13 protein-coding genes are annotated in these 15,055 nt (G+C 57.0%); 9 read left to right on the forward strand and 4 right to left on the reverse strand.

The features are described from left to right. Positions 1–2: 2 nt before the first annotated feature. The 7 genes from ispG (at position 3) to ACOTZC_RS11405 (ending at position 8,006) form a co-directional block, all read left to right on the forward strand. On the forward strand, positions 3–1,121 hold the full coding sequence (gene ispG / locus ACOTZC_RS11375) for a flavodoxin-dependent (E)-4-hydroxy-3-methylbut-2-enyl-diphosphate synthase (protein WP_047173885.1): 1,119 nt from the start codon (positions 3–5) through the stop codon (positions 1,119–1,121). Positions 1,122–1,201: 80 nt separating this feature from the next. Continuing rightward, positions 1,202–2,476 (forward strand): histidine--tRNA ligase, encoded by a 1,275-nt coding sequence (gene hisS / locus ACOTZC_RS11380; RefSeq protein WP_032622984.1) that lies wholly within the window; start codon positions 1,202–1,204, stop codon positions 2,474–2,476. Positions 2,477–2,489: 13 nt separating this feature from the next. Next, complete coding sequence (locus ACOTZC_RS11385) at positions 2,490–3,110, forward strand: YfgM family protein (RefSeq protein WP_115875997.1); 621 nt, start codon at positions 2,490–2,492, stop codon at positions 3,108–3,110. Between the two features lie 10 nt (positions 3,111–3,120). Beyond that, positions 3,121–4,299, forward strand: a complete 1,179-nt coding sequence (gene bamB / locus ACOTZC_RS11390) for an outer membrane protein assembly factor BamB (RefSeq protein ID WP_008502135.1) — start codon at positions 3,121–3,123, stop codon at positions 4,297–4,299. Positions 4,300–4,411: 112 nt separating this feature from the next. Continuing rightward, on the forward strand, positions 4,412–5,884 hold the full coding sequence (der, locus tag ACOTZC_RS11395; RefSeq protein ID WP_023308811.1) for a ribosome biogenesis GTPase Der: 1,473 nt from the start codon (positions 4,412–4,414) through the stop codon (positions 5,882–5,884). A 300-nt stretch (positions 5,885–6,184) separates the two neighbouring features. After that, positions 6,185–7,726 (forward strand): peptide MFS transporter, encoded by a 1,542-nt coding sequence (locus ACOTZC_RS11400; RefSeq protein WP_023308797.1) that lies wholly within the window; start codon positions 6,185–6,187, stop codon positions 7,724–7,726. Between the two features lie 58 nt (positions 7,727–7,784). Beyond that, positions 7,785–8,006: a zinc ribbon domain-containing protein gene (locus ACOTZC_RS11405; protein ID WP_047173888.1), complete on the forward strand. Its 222-nt coding sequence runs from the start codon at positions 7,785–7,787 to the stop codon at positions 8,004–8,006. Here the strand turns inward: ACOTZC_RS11405 and ACOTZC_RS11410 are convergent. Genes ACOTZC_RS11410 through xseA form a run of 3 tightly spaced genes read right to left on the reverse strand, consistent with a single transcriptional unit; the run spans position 8,003 to position 10,805 of the window. After that, positions 8,003–8,353, reverse strand: coding sequence for a protealysin inhibitor emfourin (locus tag ACOTZC_RS11410; protein WP_023308795.1), 351 nt, complete (start codon positions 8,351–8,353; stop codon positions 8,003–8,005). The two genes, ACOTZC_RS11405 and ACOTZC_RS11410, sit on opposite strands and share 4 nt — an antisense overlap. After that, positions 8,354–9,373 carry a M4 family metallopeptidase gene (locus ACOTZC_RS11415; RefSeq protein WP_421635774.1) on the reverse strand — a complete coding sequence of 340 codons (1,020 nt, stop codon included), beginning with the start codon at positions 9,371–9,373 and terminating at the stop codon, positions 8,354–8,356. Between the two features lie 58 nt (positions 9,374–9,431). Continuing rightward, positions 9,432–10,805 carry an exodeoxyribonuclease VII large subunit gene (gene xseA / locus ACOTZC_RS11420; RefSeq protein WP_163354073.1) on the reverse strand — a complete coding sequence of 458 codons (1,374 nt, stop codon included), beginning with the start codon at positions 10,803–10,805 and terminating at the stop codon, positions 9,432–9,434. Positions 10,806–10,963: 158 nt separating this feature from the next. On the opposite strand from xseA, the gene guaB reads away from it, so the two are divergent. Both guaB and guaA read left to right on the forward strand, forming a co-directional pair. Then, positions 10,964–12,430, forward strand: a complete 1,467-nt coding sequence (guaB, locus tag ACOTZC_RS11425; RefSeq protein ID WP_023333022.1) for an IMP dehydrogenase — start codon at positions 10,964–10,966, stop codon at positions 12,428–12,430. A gap of 67 nt (positions 12,431–12,497) precedes the next feature. Continuing rightward, entirely contained in the window at positions 12,498–14,075 is a 1,578-nt protein-coding gene (gene guaA, locus ACOTZC_RS11430) for a glutamine-hydrolyzing GMP synthase (protein ID WP_006811514.1), read from the forward strand. A 56-nt stretch (positions 14,076–14,131) separates the two neighbouring features. Here the strand turns inward: guaA and ACOTZC_RS11435 are convergent, their stop codons facing one another. Beyond that, positions 14,132–14,962 (reverse strand): MurR/RpiR family transcriptional regulator, encoded by an 831-nt coding sequence (locus tag ACOTZC_RS11435; protein WP_063408287.1) that lies wholly within the window; start codon positions 14,960–14,962, stop codon positions 14,132–14,134. Positions 14,963–15,055: the final 93 nt, after the last annotated feature.

The following is a 15,055-nucleotide window of genomic DNA, read 5'->3' on the forward strand; positions in this document are numbered from 1 at the left end:
TCATGCATAACCAGGCTCCGATTCAACGTAGAAAATCGAAACGGATTTACGTTGGGAATGTGCCAATCGGCGATGGGGCACCTATCGCCGTTCAGTCGATGACCAACACGCGCACTACCGATGTAGAAGCGACGGTCAATCAAATCAAAGCATTAGAACGTGTAGGCGCGGACATTGTTCGCGTCTCCGTCCCGACCATGGATGCCGCTGAGGCGTTCAAACTGATCAAACAGCAGGTCAGCGTTCCGCTGGTGGCTGATATTCACTTCGACTACCGCATCGCGCTGAAAGTGGCCGAATACGGCGTCGATTGCCTGCGCATTAACCCGGGCAACATCGGTAACGAAGAGCGTATCCGCATGGTCGTGGACTGCGCCCGCGATAAAAATATTCCTATCCGTATCGGCGTTAACGCCGGTTCCCTGGAAAAAGACCTGCAGGAAAAATACGGCGAGCCGACGCCACAGGCGCTGCTCGAATCCGCGATGCGTCATGTCGATCATCTCGATCGTCTTAACTTCGATCAGTTCAAAGTCAGCGTAAAAGCGTCCGACGTGTTCCTGGCGGTAGAGTCTTATCGTCTGCTGGCAAAACAGATCGACCAGCCTCTGCACCTCGGGATCACCGAAGCGGGCGGCCTGCGCAGCGGCTCTGTAAAATCTGCGATCGGTCTGGGGCTGCTGCTCTCCGAAGGGATCGGTGACACCCTGCGCGTCTCGCTGGCGGCCGATCCGGTCGAAGAGATCAAGGTCGGTTTCGATATCCTGAAGTCGCTACGTATTCGCGCGCGTGGGATCAACTTCATTGCCTGCCCAACCTGCTCACGTCAGGAGTTTGATGTGATCGGGACGGTGAATGCCCTGGAGCAACGCCTGGAAGACATTATCACCCCGATGGACGTCTCCATCATCGGCTGTGTGGTAAACGGCCCGGGTGAAGCGCTGGTGTCAACCCTGGGCGTGACCGGCGGTAACAAGAAAAGTGGTCTCTATGAAGATGGCGTTCGTAAAGATCGTCTGGATAATAGCGACATGATCGACCAGCTTGAAGCCCGCATCCGCGCCAAAGCCGCCATGATGGACGAGACACAGCGTATCAGCATCCAGCAGGTTGAAAAATAACGTGATGGGAAGCGTGCCGCTTCCCATGTATGATTGAACCCATTCTTTGGGTTTTTTTTGTATATAGAAAGAGAATAAACGTGGCAAAAAACATTCAAGCCATCCGCGGCATGAACGATTATCTGCCTGGCGAAACCGCCATCTGGCAGCGCATTGAAGGCACGCTGAAGCAGGTGCTCGGCAGCTACGGTTACAGCGAAATCCGTTTGCCGATTGTAGAGCAGACCCCGTTATTCAAACGCGCGATCGGTGAAGTCACCGACGTGGTTGAAAAAGAGATGTACACCTTTGAGGACCGCAACGGCGACAGCCTGACCCTGCGTCCGGAAGGTACGGCGGGCTGCGTACGCGCCGGCATCGAACATGGTCTTCTGTACAATCAGGAGCAGCGCCTGTGGTATATCGGCCCGATGTTCCGCCACGAACGTCCTCAGAAAGGTCGTTATCGTCAGTTCAATCAGCTGGGTGTGGAAGTCTTTGGCCTGCAGGGTCCGGACATTGACGCCGAACTGATTATGCTGACCGCCCGCTGGTGGCGCGCGCTCGGTATCGCCGATCACGTTTCCCTTGAGCTGAACTCTATCGGTTCTCTGGAAGCTCGCGCTAACTACCGCGATGCGCTGGTAGCGTTCCTGGAACAGCATAAAGAGAAGCTGGACGAAGACTGCAAACGTCGCATGTACAGCAACCCGCTGCGCGTTCTGGATTCCAAAAACGCGGATGTTCAGGCACTGCTGAACGATGCGCCTGCTCTGGGTGACTACCTGGATGAAGAATCTCGCGAACACTTCGCGGGCCTGTGCAAGCTGCTTGAAGCGGCAGGCATCGCCTATACAGTGAATCAGCGCCTGGTGCGCGGTCTGGACTACTACAACCGTACCGTGTTTGAGTGGGTGACCACGAGCCTCGGCTCTCAGGGCACCGTGTGCGCGGGCGGTCGTTATGACGGTCTGGTAGAGCAACTTGGCGGTCGCGCAGCACCTGCTGTTGGCTTCGCGATGGGTCTTGAGCGACTTGTTTTGCTGGTTCAGGCAGTTAATCCGGAATTTAAAGCAGATTCCGTTGTCGATATATACCTGGTGGCCTCAGGCGCGGAAACGCAGTCTGCGGCGATGCAGCTTGCCGAACGCGTGCGCGATGCGCTGCCGGGCGTTAAGCTGATGACCAACCATGGCGGCGGCAACTTTAAAAAACAGTTTGCTCGTGCCGATAAGTGGGGCGCAAGTATTGCACTGGTGCTGGGCGAGTCCGAAGTGGCTAACGGCGAAGTGGTGGTGAAGGACCTGCGCTCTGGTGAGCAGACAACGGTAACGCAGGACGGCGTTGCGGCGCACTTGCGCACTCTATTGGGCTAAGGAGAAGGACTGCGTGGAAATTTACGAGAACGAACACGATCAGGTCGACGCGATTAAGCGCTTCTTTGTTGAAAACGGCAAAGCGCTGGTTGTTGGGGTTGTTTTAGGTATCGGTGCGCTGGTGGGCTGGCGTTACTGGAACAATCATCAGGCAGATTCCGCGCGCGGCGCGTCTCTGTCCTATGAAAATACCGTGAGCGCAATTCGTGCCGATCAGCCTCAAACGCTGACGGCGGCAGAAAAGTTTGCGGCTGACAACAAAAACACCTACGGTGCACTGGCTGCGCTGGAAGTGGCTCAGCAGTACGTTGATAAGAACGAACTGGATAAAGCCGCTGCACAGCTGTCTCAGGGCCTTGCTGCCGCCAGTGATGAAAACCTGAAAGCGGTGATCAATCTGCGCCTGGCACGTATTCAGGTTCAGCAGAAGAAAGCTGACGATGCGCTGAAAACGCTCGATACCATCAAAGGCGAAGGCTTTGCTGCCATCGTTGCCGATCTGCGCGGTGAAGCACTGCTGAGCAAAGGTGACAAAGCGGGCGCGCGTAAAGCGTGGCAAGCTGGCGTAGAGAGCAATGCTTCACCTGCGCTGAGCGAAATGATGCAGATGAAAATAAATAATTTGTCCGTCTGAGAGGGACCCGATGCAATTGCGTAAATTACTTCTGCCAGGACTGCTTTCTGTTACGTTATTGAGTGGTTGTTCACTGTTCAGTGGCGAAGAAGACGTTGTGAAAATGTCCCCACTGCCGACGGTTGAAAACCAGTTTACCCCATCCACCGCGTGGGATGTCTCCGTGGGCAATGGGATTGGTGATTTCTATTCCAACCTTCATCCAGCGTATGCAGACAGCGTTGTCTATGCCGCTGACCGCAAAGGTACCGTGAAAGCGGTGAACGCCGATGACGGGAAAGAAGTGTGGTCCGTTAACCTGGCGGAAAAAGACGGCTGGTTCTCCCGTAAGCCTGCACTGCTGTCTGGCGGTCTGACCGTTGCCGGTGGCCATGTTTACGTGGGCAGCGAAAAGGCGCAGGTGTATGCGCTGAACAGCAGCGACGGCTCCATTGCCTGGCAAACAACCGTGGCGGGTGAATCCCTGTCTCGTCCGGTGGTAAGCGACGGTCTGGTGCTGATTCATACCAGCAACGGCCAGCTGCAGGCGCTGAATGAAGCTGACGGTCTGGTGAAATGGACCGTTAACCTGGATATGCCTGCGCTCTCTCTGCGCGGCGAATCCGCGCCGGCTACCGCATTTGGTGCTGCCATTGTGGGCGGTGACAACGGTCGCGTGAGCGCAGTGCTGATGCAGCAGGGCCAGATGATCTGGCAGCAGCGTATCTCTCAGGCTACTGGCTCAACGGAAATTGACCGTCTGAGCGACGTAGACACAACGCCAGTCATCGTTAACGGTGTGGTTTACGCGCTGGCCTATAACGGCAACCTGACCGCGCTGGATCTGCGCAGCGGCCAGATCATGTGGAAACGTGAGCTGGGCTCTGTGAACGATTTCATCGTTGAGGGCAACCGCATCTATATGGTCGATCAGAACGACCGTCTGCTGGCTCTGAGCACCGAAGGCGGCGTGACGCTGTGGACGCAAAGCGATCTGCTGCACCGTCTGCTGACTGCTCCGGCACTGTACAACGGTAGCCTGGTGGTTGGCGACAGCGAAGGGTATATGCACTGGATCGATCCGGATAACGGCCGCTTTGTTGCACAGCAAAAAGTCGACAGCTCTGGTTTCCTGACCGATCCGGTTGTGGCCGACGGCAAACTGCTGATTCAGGCAAAAGACGGCACGCTGTACGCGATCACGCGTTAATTACCCGGCGGTTGTAGTATACTAAACGGCTCCTGTTCACTCAGGAGCCGTTTTGACATTTTTAAAAACGCCGCAAAAGCGACGTTATTTTGAATTTTATGAGGCTTCAAACATGGTACCTGTGGTCGCGCTTGTCGGGCGCCCTAACGTTGGAAAATCCACTCTTTTTAACCGTTTAACACGCACCCGTGATGCGCTGGTTGCGGATTTCCCGGGGCTGACGCGTGACCGTAAGTACGGTCGTGCAGAGGTGGAAGGACGTGAGTTCATCTGTATCGATACCGGTGGTATTGACGGCACAGAAGACGGCGTTGAAACCCGCATGGCGGAACAGTCGCTGCTGGCGATTGAAGAAGCGGATGTGGTGCTGTTTATGGTGGATGCGCGCGCTGGCCTGATGCCGGCGGACTCCGCTATTGCCAAACACCTGCGTTCACGCGAAAAGCCGACCTTCCTGGTGGCGAACAAAACTGACGGCATCGATGCCGATCAGGCCGTCGCGGATTTCTGGTCTCTGGGCCTGGGTGAGATCTACCCGATTGCGGCATCGCATGGCCGTGGCGTCACCAGCCTGCTGGAAACCGTTCTGCTGCCGTGGGTGGACGAAGTAAACCCGCCGGAAGAGGTGGACGAAGACGCTGAATACTGGGCGCAGTTCGAAGACGGAGAAGAGGGCGAAGAAGAGCCTGAAGACGACTTCAACCCGCAGGACCTGCCGATCAAGCTGGCCATCGTGGGTCGTCCAAACGTAGGTAAGTCTACGCTTACTAACCGTATTCTGGGTGAAGAGCGCGTGGTCGTTTACGACATGCCGGGCACCACCCGTGACAGTATCTACATTCCTATGCAGCGCGATGAGCGTGAGTATGTCCTCATCGACACCGCCGGGGTGCGTAAGCGCGGGAAAATCACCGATGTGGTGGAAAAATTCTCCGTTATCAAAACCCTGCAGGCGATCGAAGATGCTAACGTAGTGCTGCTGGTCATCGACGCACGCGAAGGTATCTCCGATCAGGACCTCTCTCTGCTCGGCTTTATCCTCAATAGTGGGCGCTCACTGGTTATCGTAGTCAACAAGTGGGATGGCCTGAGCAATGAAGTGCGCGAGCAGGTGAAAGAGACCCTCGACTTCCGTCTGGGCTTTATCGACTTTGCCCGCGTGCACTTCATCTCTGCGCTGCACGGCAGCGGAGTGGGTAACCTGTTCGAATCCGTGCGTGAAGCGTACGACAGCTCCACCCGTCGTCAGAGCACCGCCATGCTGACCCGCATCATGAATATGGCTGCAGAAGACCATCAGCCGCCGCTGGTGCGCGGCCGTCGCGTGAAGCTGAAATATGCTCACGCCGGTGGTTACAACCCGCCAATCGTAGTAATTCACGGCAACCAGGTGAAAGACCTGCCGGATTCCTACAAGCGCTATCTGATGAACTACTTCCGTAAATCGCTGGACGTAATGGGCACGCCTATCCGTATCCAGTTTAAGGAAGGGGAAAACCCGTTTGCCAACAAGCGCAACACCCTGACGCCAAATCAGATGCGTAAGCGTAAGCGCTTGATTAAGCACATTAAGAAAAGCAAATAAGCTTTACCTGCTTCACGAAAGCCCGCGTTTATCGCGGGCTTTTTTTTGCCCAATCATACCGCCGGTTTTCTCTGTGTGAAGTCAATCACTATTCACTTTTAACCAAGTTTAAATCTAAGAAAGTAGACAATCGTCGAATTTTCATCTTAAAGTCCAGGGTCCGGTACTAGACAAAACTAGCGCCTGGTTATCAAATGGTTAACTAACTTTTCGCCGCATGTAAAAAATCGGCCAGATACGTAACTGGCCGGCGTACCTGCTGGTGTTTACAAGCACGACGACATACCTTTCGGGAGAATTATGCAATCCACTGTTAATCAAAAAGAGAGCCGAACGTTCTTCGGCCATCCGTATCCGCTCGGTTCCCTGTTCTTCACCGAGATGTGGGAGCGTTTCTCATTTTACGGCATTCGTCCGTTACTGATCCTGTTTATGGCCGCCACCGTCTATGACGGCGGGATGGGCCTGGCGCGTGAAAACGCCTCGGCGATTGTCGGTATCTTTGCCGGTACCATGTACCTGGCCGCGCTGCCGGGCGGCTGGCTGGCGGATAACTGGCTCGGTCAGCAGAGAGCCGTCTGGTACGGTTCAATTCTGATTGCGCTCGGTCACCTGTCGATTGCGCTCTCTGCGGTAATGGGGAACAACCTGTTCTTTATCGGCCTGATGTTCATCGTGCTTGGCTCCGGGCTGTTTAAGACCTGTATCTCGGTGATGGTCGGCACCCTGTATAAAAAAGGCGACGCGCGTCGTGACGGCGGTTTCTCGCTGTTCTATATGGGCATCAACATGGGCTCGTTCATCGCGCCGCTGATTTCCGGCTGGCTGATTAAAACCCACGGCTGGCACTGGGGCTTTGGTATTGGCGGCATCGGGATGCTGGTGGCGCTGATTATCTTCCGCGTGTTTGCCGTTCCGGCGATGAAACGCTATGACGGCGAAGTCGGCCTCGACTCCACCTGGAACAGCCCGGTGGTGAAGCGTAACGGCGTGGGCGTTTGGCTGCTGGCGCTGGCGGCAGGCGTGGCAACGATCGTGACGCTGATTGCGCAGGGCGTGATTGTGATTAACCCGGTCGCGGTAGCCAGCGTGCTGGTCTACGTGATTGCGGCATCCGTTGCCCTCTACTTTATTTATCTGTTTGTTTTTGCGGGCCTGAATCGTAAAGAGCGCGCCAGGCTGTTGGTCTGCTTTATTCTGCTGATCTCCGCGGCGTTCTTCTGGTCCGCGTTTGAGCAGAAGCCAACCTCATTCAACCTGTTTGCCAACGACTACACTAACCGCATGATTGGTGATTTTGAAATCCCGGCGGTGTGGTTCCAGTCAATCAACGCCCTGTTCATCATTCTGCTGGCACCGGTGTTTAGCTGGGCATGGCCGAAGCTCGCGAGCAAAAACATTCGTCCGAGCAGCATTACCAAGTTTGTTATTGGTATTCTGTGCGCGGCGGCGGGCTTTGGCCTGATGATGCTGGCGGCACAGAACGTGCTGAGCAGCGGTGGAGCGGGCGTATCGCCGTTCTGGCTGGTGGGCAGCATCCTGATGCTGACGCTCGGCGAGCTGTGCCTGAGTCCGATTGGCCTGGCGACCATGACGCTGCTGGCGCCGGAGAGAATGCGCGGACAGATGATGGGGTTGTGGTTCTGCGCCAGCGCGCTGGGTAACCTGGCGGCGGGCCTGATTGGCGGCCACGTGAAGGCCGATCAGCTGGATATGCTGCCGGATCTCTTTGCGCGCTGCTCCATCGCGCTGCTGATCTGTGCCGCGGTACTGATCGTCCTTATTGTTCCGGTGCGCCGCATGCTGGAAAATGCGCAGACTAAACCGGCAGCTGAAGCCTGATAATGTTCAGCCTACCGGGGCAGTTATCCTGTCCCGGTAAAACCCAACAGGAGAGAATATGTCGATTACCTGCCCGGATTGCCAGTCACCGCTTGAGCCCCAGAACGGCGTGGCGCACTGCGACAGTTGTAATAAAGATATTGCGCTTGTAGCCCGTTGCCCGGAGTGCCATCAGCCACTCCAGGTATTAAAAGCCTGCGGCGCGGTGGACTATTTCTGCCAGAACGGCCACGGCCTTATCTCTAAAAAACGCGTGGAGTTTGTTCGGGCCGAAGGTTAATCGCAGACGCAGCCTTCGCCTTTCTTCCAAAGCTCAACCAGCGACTCTGGCGCTTCCTGCTCCGGCACCAGCACGACGATATCGGCGTAGTGCGCCTGATTTTGCCCGGTCCAGATAATCTGGATGCGGAAATAGCGCTGGTCGCCGCTGCCGGGTGAAGAGGCTTGCCCCGGCGGCTGACCGCGCGGAAAAGCCTGTTCCAGGATGCTCACCAGGCGCTGGCGCTGGGCTTCATTGAGCGAGGAGAGCGCGATGGTGCGCTGTCCGCTCAGCCTGGGGATAAAAGCGACGCCGCCTTCCCGGGCCAGCTCAACCACGGCGTCATCCGTCAGTTCCGGAACCTGCATTTACAACACTCCCACCTGTTCCCAGGCTTGTTTAATGGCCGCTCCAACGTCGCCGCCGGAGCGTTTCTCTCCGTGCGCGATCGTCAGTTTTGCGAAGGCCTCAAAATCCGCATCCTGCGCCAGATTGCGATCGCAAACCGTGTCGTACCAGGCATAACCCGCTTTTTCCCAGGCGTAGCCGCCGATCGCCGCCGCGGCCAGATAAAATGCCCGGTTGGGGATGCCGGAGTTCAGATGCACGCCGCCGTTATCCTCGCGCGTTTTAATGAAATCTTTCATGTGCGCAGGCTGCGGGTCTTTGCCAAGCAGGGGATCGTCATAGGCGGTGCCGGGTTCAGACATTGAGCGCAGCCCTTTGCCGTTAATCCCTTTCGCCAGCAGCCCTTCACCAATGAGCCAGTCTGCTTTATCGGCGGTTTGCTTCAGATGGTACTGTTTGACCAGCGAGCCAAACACGTCCGACAGAGACTCGTTCAGCGCGCCCGACTGCTCAAAATAGATAAGCCCGGCTTCGGTCTCGGTCACACCGTGGCTCAGCTCGTGCGCCACCACGTCGATGGCGATGGTAAAGCGGTTAAATATATCCCCGTCGCCGTCGCCAAATACCATCTGCTGACCGTTCCAGAAGGCGTTCTGATATTCCCGACCGTAATGCACAGTGCCGGTCAAAATAAGCCCTTTATTATCGAGCGAATCGCGCTGATATTCTTTCCAGAAGAAGTCATGGGTAATACCTAAATAATTATAGGCTTCATCCACCGCCACATCGCCGTTCGACGGCTGGCCTTCGTAACGCACCTGCGTACCCGGCAGCTCCTGGGTTTGCTTCGCGTCGTAAATATCGCGCTCCAGCTGCCCGGCTTTATTCACGTGCGGAGCAGCGGGTTTGCCCGGCATGTGGGCCATCAGCGTCTGGACATGGGTTAAGGTCTGACGGGCGCAGCGCTGCTGCGGCTCGGAACCGCTTTCGATAATACGACGAAGAATATAAGGGGGAATAACGCTATGAAGATGGGGCATGCTGCTCTCCTTATTAAAAAAGGGAATAGCAGCAGTATAGTAAGTAACCGGCGAAGAATTATCCGGTTTTACGCTGACGCGTTTTTTTCACCGGTTTAATTGATTTCACTTCACTTTCTACCCAGCCGTCGGAAAGACGCGTCGTCAGCACATCGCCGGTATTTACCTGTTTAGTTTGCTTCAGCACTTTGCCGTCCGTCGCCGTCGTCACGCTATAGCCGCGCGCCAGCGTGGAGAGGGGGCTGACGGCTTCAAGGTGGGTCACCGCATTGCCAAAACGCTCGCGGGTGGTGCTCAGCCGCGCCCGGATTGTCTCCGCCAGACGATACTCCAGCTGCTGGATCCGCGTTTGCGCGCGATAGATTTTCGGCTGAGGGTTCTGCTGGTTCAGGCGCTGCGTCACGCGCTGCTGGCGCGATACCGCGCGCTTAAGCTGCGCGTCCACCGCAACGCTCATGCGCTGACGCAGACGATCCAGCACGGTCTGCTGGCGCGCCAGACGCAGCTGCGGATGCTGCTGCTGAAGACGATGATGAAGCTGGGTAAAGCGCCGGGTACGGTTGGCAAGAAAGTAGTCCATCGCCATCTCAAGACGCTGCTGTACGTTCTGAATCTGACGCAGCAGCTCCAGCTGGTTGCGGCTGACCACTTCCGCCGCCGCGGACGGCGTAGGCGCGCGCAGATCCGCGACAAAATCGGCAATCGTCACGTCCGTTTCGTGGCCGACGGCGCTTACCACGGGGATAAGGCTGGCAAAGATTGCCCGCGCCACGCGCTCGTCGTTAAAGCTCCACAAGTCTTCCAGCGAACCGCCGCCGCGCCCGACGATTAAGACGTCACACTCCTGACGCACGTTCGCCAGCTCAATGGCGCGAACTATCTGGCCCGGCGCATCGTCACCCTGAACGGCGGTCGGGTAGATGATGACGGGTAGGGAAGGGTCGCGACGCTTCAGCACGTGCAAAATATCGTGCAGTGCCGCACCGGTTTTCGAGGTGATGACCCCAACGCAGTGGGCGGGGGAGGGCAGCGGTTTTTTGAACTGCTGGTCGAACAGCCCTTCGGCAGAGAGCCTGGCTTTTAGCTGTTCATACTTCTGCTGCAGCAGGCCTTCGCCCGCGGGCTGCATGCTCTCGACGATAATCTGATAATCGCCGCGCGGCTCATACAGGGTGATATTGGCGCGAACCAGAACCTGCTGGCCGTGCTGAGGACGAAACGTCACGCGACGGTTGCTGTTGCGGAACATCGCGCAGCGCACCTGGGCGGTATCGTCTTTTAGGGTAAAGTACCAGTGACCGGAGGACGGCTGCGTGAAGTTAGAGATCTCACCGCTGATCCAGACCTGCCCCATTTCCTGCTCAAGCAGCAAACGCACCGTCTGATTCAGGCGGCTGACGGTATAAATTGAGGGGGATTGAGAGGATAACATGTGAGCGGGATCAAATTCTAAATCAGCAAGTTATTCAGTCGATAGTAACCTGCTGAGAGGCAATCGCAAGCTTTTTTATAAAAAAGTGTAGATGCAATCGGTTACGCTCTGTATAATGCCACGGCAATATTTAACCACCCAGGTCAGAGATATTGCCCATGCTACGTATCGCTAAAGAAGCACTGACGTTTGACGACGTCCTCCTCGTTCCCGCTCACTCCACTGTTCTGCCGAATACTGCCGATCTCAGCACGCAGTTGACTAAAACCATTCGCCTGAACATTCCTATGCTCTCTGCGGCAATGGACACCGTGACTGAAGCGCGCCTGGCTATCGCCCTGGCACAGGAAGGTGGCATTGGCTTTATTCACAAAAACATGTCTATCGAACGTCAGGCGGAAGAAGTTCGCCGCGTGAAGAAACATGAATCCGGCATCGTGTCTGACCCACAGACCGTTCTGCCAACCACCACGCTGCACGAAGTGAAAGCCCTGACCGAACGTAACGGCTTCGCCGGTTACCCGGTTGTGACCGAAGAGAACGAACTGGTCGGTATTATTACCGGTCGTGACGTGCGTTTCGTGACTGACCTGAACCAGCCTGTTAGCGTGTACATGACGCCAAAAGAGCGTCTTGTCACCGTTCGCGAAGGTGAAACCCGCGACGTGGTGCTGGCAAAAATGCACGAAAAACGCGTTGAAAAAGCGCTGGTTGTTGACAGCAGCTTCCACCTGCGCGGCATGATCACCGTTAAAGATTTCCAGAAAGCAGAACGTAAACCGAACGCCTGTAAAGACGAGCATGGCCGTCTGCGCGTCGGCGCTGCGGTTGGCGCAGGTGCCGGTAACGAAGAGCGCGTTGACGCGCTGGTCGCTGCGGGCGTTGACGTCCTGCTGATTGACTCCTCTCACGGCCACTCCGAAGGCGTTCTGCAACGTATTCGCGATACCCGCGCCAAATACCCTGATCTGCAGATCATTGGCGGTAACGTGGCAACTGGCGCAGGCGCTCGCGCGCTGGCTGACGCTGGCTGCAGCGCGGTGAAAGTGGGTATCGGCCCTGGCTCCATCTGTACTACCCGTATCGTCACCGGCGTGGGCGTTCCGCAGATCACAGCGGTGTCTGACGCGGTTGAAGCGCTGGAAGGCACCGGTATTCCGGTTATCGCTGACGGCGGTATCCGCTTCTCTGGCGACATCGCCAAAGCGATCGCCGCGGGCGCAGCTGCCGTAATGGTAGGCTCCATGCTGGCCGGTACCGAAGAATCCCCGGGTGAAATCGAACTCTACCAGGGTCGTTCTTACAAATCTTACCGCGGCATGGGCTCCCTGGGCGCTATGTCAAAAGGCTCCTCTGACCGTTACTTCCAGACCGATAACGCCGCTGACAAACTGGTGCCGGAAGGCATCGAAGGTCGCGTTGCCTATAAAGGCCGTCTGAAGGAGATCATTCACCAGCAGATGGGCGGCCTGCGCTCCTGTATGGGTCTGACCGGCTGTGGTACCATTGACCTGCTGCGTACTAAAGCGGAATTCGTACGCATCAGCGGTGCGGGTATCCAGGAGAGCCACGTTCACGACGTGACGATCACCAAAGAGTCCCCGAACTACCGTCTGGGCTCCTGATAAGTTTCCGCGCCCGGCTTCAGCCGGGCGCTCTGTTTTTGTTTCACTTGCCTCGGAATTAGCGTCAATGACGGAAAACATTCATAAACATCGCATTCTCATCCTGGACTTCGGTTCTCAGTACACTCAGCTGGTGGCGCGTCGCGTACGTGAACTGGGCGTTTACTGTGAGCTGTGGGCGTGGGATGTCACGGAAGCACAGATTCGCGAATTCAATCCAAGCGGCATCATCCTGTCCGGCGGCCCGGAAAGCACCACCGAAGAGAACAGCCCGCGCGCGCCGCAGTACGTGTTCGAAGCTGGCGTGCCTGTATTCGGCGTTTGCTACGGTATGCAGACCATGGCAATGCAGCTGGGCGGCCACGTAGAAGGCTCCAACGAGCGCGAGTTTGGCTACGCACAGGTAGAAGTCGTCACCGACAGCGCGCTGGTGCGCGGTATCGAAGACTCCCTGACCGCAGACGGCAAACCGCTGCTGGACGTGTGGATGAGCCACGGCGACAAAGTTACCGCCATCCCGTCTGACTTCGTGACCGTTGCCAGCACCGAAAGCTGTCCGTTCGCCATCATGGCGAACGAAGAAAAACGCTTCTACGGCGTGCAGTTCCACCCGGAAGTGACCCACACCCGTCAGGGTATGCGAATGCTGGAGCGCTTCGTGCGTGACATCTGCCAGTGTGAAGCCCTGTGGACCCCGGCAAAAATCATCGACGACGCCGTTGAGCGTATCCGCCAGCAGGTTGGCGATGACAAGGTAATTCTCGGCCTCTCAGGCGGCGTGGACTCCTCCGTGACCGCGATGCTGCTGCACCGCGCCATCGGCAAAAACCTGACCTGCGTGTTCGTGGACAACGGTCTGCTGCGTCTGAACGAAGCCCAGCAGGTTATGGACATGTTTGGCGACCACTTCGGTCTGAACATCGTTCACGTGGAAGGCGAGCAGCGCTTCCTGGACGCGCTGAAAGGCGAGAACGATCCGGAAGCCAAACGTAAAATCATCGGCCGCGTGTTCGTGGAAGTGTTCGACGAAGAGGCGCTGAAGCTGGAAGACGTGAAGTGGCTGGCGCAGGGCACCATCTACCCTGACGTGATCGAATCCGCGGCCTCTGCAACCGGTAAAGCACACGTCATCAAATCTCACCACAACGTGGGCGGCCTGCCGAAAGAGATGAAGATGGGCCTGGTTGAACCGCTGCGCGAGCTGTTCAAAGACGAAGTGCGTAAGATCGGTCTGGAACTGGGTCTGCCGTACGATATGCTCTACCGTCACCCGTTCCCGGGTCCGGGTCTGGGCGTGCGCGTGCTGGGCGAAGTGAAGAAAGAGTACTGCGACCTGCTGCGTCGCGCGGACGCGATCTTCATCGAAGAGCTGCACAAAGCTGACCTGTACAACAAGGTAAGCCAGGCGTTCACCGTGTTCCTGCCGGTTCGCTCCGTCGGTGTGATGGGCGATGGCCGCAAGTACGACTGGGTAGTTTCCCTGCGTGCGGTGGAAACCATCGACTTCATGACCGCGCACTGGGCGCACCTGCCGTATGACTTCTTAGGCCGCGTGTCTAACCGTATCATCAACGAAGTGAACGGTATTTCCCGCGTGGTGTATGACATCAGCGGTAAGCCACCGGCTACGATTGAGTGGGAATAATTCCCCGCTGAATTAACACCAAAACCCTCTGCCTGTGCAGGGGGTTTTTTATTGCCTTACTTACCCTCCCCCAACCGATACGCCAGCGCCACCACCAGCGACTGCACCAGGCACAGCGTCGCCGACTGCGAGCGAAACGCGTCCACCTGCGCCTCCTTCACCACAAAGCAGAGATCGCTGAACGTCGCCAGCGGGCTAATCTGGCTGTCCGTAATCACGATCTGCCGCGCGCCGACGCTGGCGGCGGTTTCGCTGACCATCACCGTCTCTTCCGCGTACGGCGAGAAGCTGATCGACACCACGATGTCGCGCGCCTTAATGCGGCTGATCTGCTCGCGCAGCATGCCGCCCATGCCGTCGAGCAGGATAGGGCGGCACTCGAGGTGGCTCAGGGCGTAGGTGAGGTAGGCCGCGACGCTAAAGGAGCGGCGCAGTCCGGCGATGTAGATGGTGTCGGCGTCGACCAATAGCTGCACCGCGCGCTCCAGCATTTCCGGTTCGGCGCGGGCGGCCAGCTGCTGCAGCGCCTGCGCGTTCGAGCGGGCGAACTCCTGCAGGATATCGAGCGGCGTTTCCGGCACGGCCTCGCTCTCCATCTCGCGGAACAGCCGGGCGCGGTCGCTGTAGCTGGCGGTCTCCTCCACCAGGTTCATACGAAACAGCTGTTTCATTTCGTTGAAGCCGGTGAAGTCAAAGGCGTTGGCAAAGCGGATCAGCGTCGAGGGCGGCACGTCGGCGCGCTCGGCAATGACGGCAACCGTATCAAAGGCCACGCTGTTGGTGTTATCCAGCACGTAGCGGGAGACCTGCTGCAGCCTCTTGCTCAGGCTATCGTAGCGATCGCGGATTTGCTGCTGCAGTTCGTTCAGGCTGGTTGCTGTCGTCATCTTATCCCCCAAATACAGTCTTATGATTCTAAACGCAAAACCGCGTCTTTTAAATGTCGGCCATCCATCTGGCAGCAAAAATGAAACAGAAAC

Origin of the sequence: Enterobacter cloacae complex sp. SHL009, assembly GCF_049237205.1 — a bacterium.
Taxonomy (GTDB): domain Bacteria; phylum Pseudomonadota; class Gammaproteobacteria; order Enterobacterales; family Enterobacteriaceae; genus Enterobacter; species Enterobacter cloacae_M.